The sequence below is a fragment of the Kocuria sp. ZOR0020 genome (assembly GCF_000800955.1).
Taxonomy (GTDB): Bacteria; Actinomycetota; Actinomycetes; order Actinomycetales; family Micrococcaceae; genus Kocuria; species Kocuria subflava.
Genome location: NZ_JROX01000152.1, coordinates 1 through 4,017 on the forward strand (window position 1 = coordinate 1; position 4,017 = coordinate 4,017).

Genomic DNA, 4,017 nt, shown 5'->3' on the forward strand with positions numbered 1-4,017 from the left:
CGCCGAGTAGGCCTTTTGATCGCCCCTGACCCACTCAGGGGCGATCAAAAGGCCTATTCGTGTGTGGAAGGCGAACTCGGACCGCATGGTTTCCAGGACCCACCGGTTCACGACCACCATGCTCACTGGGTTCTGTGTCTTGAGGAGGTCGCCGGTCCAGTGCGTCTCGAACAGTGAGTTGCTCCGGTGGTGCTGGTCGAGCGTCGAGTTGTGCCGCCCATCAGCGCTGACGGGCGGCACAACTCACTGCTCGGCGGTTCAGGGCGTCAGATGAGCGGCAGAACTGACTGCTCGGCCCAACCTCCATGCCGAGTTGGCTGTTTGATCGCCCCTGACCCAGTCAGCATCGATCAAACGGCCTACTCGGCGGGTGAAGGGGAAGGTGGGAGGGTGCCGGCGCTCAGCGGATCATCGGCTCGCTCGCGGTCAGGCTTGCGGGGCGCGCCTGGGCGGCGGGGGAGGAACGGCCTTGGCCAGGCGGACGGCCTCCCAGGGGATCTCCACCCGGCCCCGGCGGGTCTCCAGGATCAGAACGCCCGCCGCGGCATCGGAACCTTCAGCGGCATCGGCGCCACCGGTGGCATCCACGCCCTTCCCCTCCGGAAGAGCGCTGTTCTGCGCCGGACGGGATCCATCTTGACCGGGGTCATGGTAGGCGTCGTCGTCGGGGAGGAGGCTCGAAGACGGGCCCGGACCCACGACGGTGCCGATGGAATCGGTGTATCGCTTACCGGAGGCATCCCCGGCCGGTAGGGCCCATCGCACGGTCACCCGTGTTCCGGGCGAAAGCGAGCGGAGCAGTTCCACGGGGGACTGGGATGAAGTCACCAGCCCACCGTAGCGTGCAGTGTTGCGCTCATGACGCCCGAACTTGGGCGCGGGCGGTGACGCCTTAGGATGGATGCCAACCCGATTGTGAGAAAGGACCACTGAGTTCCATGACCTACGTGATCGCCCAGCCTTGTGTTGACGTCAAGGACAAGGCTTGTGTGGAAGAGTGCCCCGTCGACTGCATTTACGAGGGTGAGCGCTCCCTCTACATTCACCCTGACGAGTGCGTGGACTGCGGTGCGTGCGAGCCCGTGTGCCCGGTAGAGGCCATTTACTACGAGGACGACACCCCGGACGAGTGGGCCGAGTACTACAAGTACAACGTCGAGTTCTTTGATGACCTGGGTTCCCCCGGTGGTGCCGCCAAGCTCGGCAACACCGGCAAGGACCACCCGGGTATTGCTGCCCTGCCCCCGCAGAACCAGGATTGATTGGTGACGGATTCGGCGCGCGGCTTCGGCTTGTCCCTGCCCGAGTACCCGTGGGAGGCCATGGCGCCTCACCGGGCCACGGCTCAGCAGCACCCGGACGGTGTGGTGGATCTGTCCATCGGCACCCCGGTGGATCCCACGCCCCTGGTGGTTCAGGATGCCCTGGCCGCGGCAGCGAACGCCCCCGGTTACCCCACCACCCACGGGACCCGCGCGCTGCGGGAGTCCATTGCCGCCTGGTTTGGACGACGCCGCGGCGTGCCCGGGCTTGACCCTGAGCACATCATGCCCACGGTGGGTTCCAAGGAGCTGGTGGCCTGGCTGCCGCTGCTGTTGGGGCTGCGGGCCGGGGATGTGGTGGTGCGCCCCACGGTGGCTTACCCCACCTACGACATCGGCGCCCAGATCGCCGGTGCCGAGCACGTGGCCGCCGATGACCTCGATGAGCTCGACGACGACGTTCGCGCCCGCGTCCGCCTTGTGTGGGTCAACTCCCCGGGCAACCCTACCGGGATCGTGCGCTGCCCCGAATCGCTGAAGAAGCTGGTGGACCAGGCTCGTGCCATCGGTGCGGTGGTGGCCTCTGACGAGTGCTATGCGGAACTGGGCTGGGGTGACTGGGACGTGGAGCACGGTGGTTCAGCGGTGCCGTCGGTCCTGGATCCAGCTGTCAGCGGGGGAGATCTCTCCTTGTTGTTAAGCGCTTACTCCCTGTCCAAGCAGTCCAACCTGGCAGGCTACCGGGCAGCTTTCCTGGCGGGGGATCCCGCGTTGATGAAAGACCTGGTCAACTCACGCAAGCACGCCGGGATGATTGTGCCCGCCCCGGTCCAGGCTGCCATGAAGGCTGCCTTGGACGATGACGCCCACGTGGCCGCTCAGAAAGCCCTCTACCGGGCACGCCGGGAACAGCTGTTGCCTGCCTTGGAGTCCTTTGGTCTGACGGTGGAGCACTCGGAGGCAGGTTTGTACCTGTGGAGCCGCCCCCACAACGGCGCAGACACCTGGAGCACGGTGGGGCGTTTTGCGGACCTGGGCATTGTGGTGGGCCCTGGCGTGTTCTACGGAGAGGCCGGTGCCGGCTACGTCCGGGTGTCCTTGACCGGCAGTGATGAACGGATCAGTGCCGCGGTGACCAGGCTCAGCGGAGTCTGAGACCAGGCGGCGTGTGCGCTTATCACGTCACGCGCAACGCTGAAAATTGGCCTGTTCAACCATCATGCGAGTAAGTTGGACCACAGCGATTTCTGTGTCTTGAGACACGCGCGGGGTGGATACACCGTTGTACCTGCCACCGCTCGCATCCTCAGCGCCCAGCCCCACAGAGCGGGTGAGCTGAGACCCACGGAAGGCCTTGAGGGGCCAACGATCACGGAATACCACCGCGGAGGACATCCATGAGCGAGTCTGCTACCGACGCCAAGAACGTCCAGCTCAACTACGAGAACGGCACGTTGGATCTGCCGGTTCTGGAAGCCGCCGAAGGCAACAACGGCTACGGCGTCAGCGCCTTGCTCAAGGAAACCGGCAACGTGGTCTACGACCCCGGCTTTGTGAACACCGCCAACGCTCGTTCGGCCATCACCTACATTGACGGCGCCAACGGGATCCTGCGCTACCGCGGTTACCCCATTGAGCAGTTGGCGGAGAAGTCCAACTTTGTTGAGGTCGCCTACCTGCTGATCTACGGCGAGCTGCCGACCCCGGAGCAGTACCAGGACTTTGAGCACCGCATCACCACGCACACCATGGTGCATGAGGACCTGAAGATGTTCTTCAACGGGTTCCCGCGCTCTGCCCACCCCATGCCGGTGCTCTCCTCCGCGGTCTCTGCTCTGTCCACGTTCTACGCGGATTCCTTGGATCCTCACGATCCCGAGCAGATCGAGATCTCCACGATCCGTCTGCTGGCCAAGGTCCCCACCCTGGCTGCCTACGCCTACAAGAAGTCCATGGGCGAGCCCATGCTCTACCCGCACAATGACCTCAACTACGCGCAGAACTTCCTGCGCATGTGCTTTGGCGTGCCGGCCGCCAATTATGAGGTGGACCCGGACATGGCCAAGGCCTTGGACGTTCTGCTGATGCTGCACGCTGATCACGAGCAGAACTGCTCCACCTCCACGGTGCGGTTGGTGGGCTCCTCCGAGGCCAACATTTTTGCCTCCGTCTCCGCGGGCGTGAACGCTCTCTACGGTCCGCTGCACGGTGGCGCCAACGAGGCCGTTCTGAAGATGCTGGGTCAGATCCAGAACGAGGGCATGGACCCGGACACGTTCATGGAGAAGGTCAAGAACAAGGAAGACGGCGTCAAGCTCATGGGCTTTGGCCACCGTGTCTACAAGAGCTACGACCCCCGCGCTCAGATCATCAAGGGTTACGCCCACGACATCCTGGAGAAGCTGGGCGGCAACAACGAGATGCTGGACATCGCCATGAAGCTGGAAGAAAAGGCTCTGGCGGATGACTACTTTGTGGAGCGCAAACTCTACCCCAACGTGGACTTCTACACGGGTCTGATTTACAAGGCCATGGGCTTCCCGGAGCGCATGTTCACCGTGCTGTTTGCCATCGGCCGCCTGCCGGGCTGGATTGCCCAGTGGCGGGAGATGATCGAAGACCCGGAGACCAAGATCGGCCGTCCGCGTCAGCTTTACGTGGGTGAAGGCGAGCGGGACTACCCGCAGCGCTGATCCTCTCCGCTTCCTGACGACGACGCCGGGGGGCACCTTCCGTACGGAAGGTGCCCCCCGGC

General features: G+C 64.1%; 4 protein-coding genes. 3 read left to right on the forward strand and 1 reads right to left on the reverse strand.

Annotation, left to right across the window (positions count from 1 at the left end):
* Positions 1-426: 426 nt before the first annotated feature.
* Positions 427-828: a hypothetical protein gene (locus L979_RS09345; RefSeq protein ID WP_047691947.1), complete on the reverse strand. Its 402-nt coding sequence runs from the start codon at positions 826-828 to the stop codon at positions 427-429.
* Between the two features lie 110 nt (positions 829-938).
* On the opposite strand from L979_RS09345, the gene fdxA reads away from it, so the two are divergent.
* The 3 genes from fdxA (at position 939) to L979_RS09360 (ending at position 3,955) form a co-directional block, all read left to right on the forward strand.
* Positions 939-1,262: a ferredoxin gene (gene fdxA / locus L979_RS09350; protein ID WP_047691948.1), complete on the forward strand. Its 324-nt coding sequence runs from the start codon at positions 939-941 to the stop codon at positions 1,260-1,262.
* A gap of 3 nt (positions 1,263-1,265) precedes the next feature.
* Positions 1,266-2,417 carry a succinyldiaminopimelate transaminase gene (dapC, locus tag L979_RS09355; protein WP_047691950.1) on the forward strand — a complete coding sequence of 384 codons (1,152 nt, stop codon included), beginning with the start codon at positions 1,266-1,268 and terminating at the stop codon, positions 2,415-2,417.
* A 242-nt stretch (positions 2,418-2,659) separates the two neighbouring features.
* Positions 2,660-3,955 carry a citrate synthase gene (locus L979_RS09360; protein WP_047691949.1) on the forward strand — a complete coding sequence of 432 codons (1,296 nt, stop codon included), beginning with the start codon at positions 2,660-2,662 and terminating at the stop codon, positions 3,953-3,955.
* Positions 3,956-4,017: the final 62 nt, after the last annotated feature.

What these genes read in the sequence shown, in the direction of transcription:
- L979_RS09360 (WP_047691949.1), top strand. Translation starts at nt 2,660, where the DNA reads ATGAGCGAGTCTGCTACCGACGCCAAGAACGTCCAGCTCAACTACGAG.
- fdxA (WP_047691948.1), top strand. Translation starts at nt 939, where the DNA reads ATGACCTACGTGATCGCCCAGCCTTGTGTTGACGTCAAGGACAAGGCT.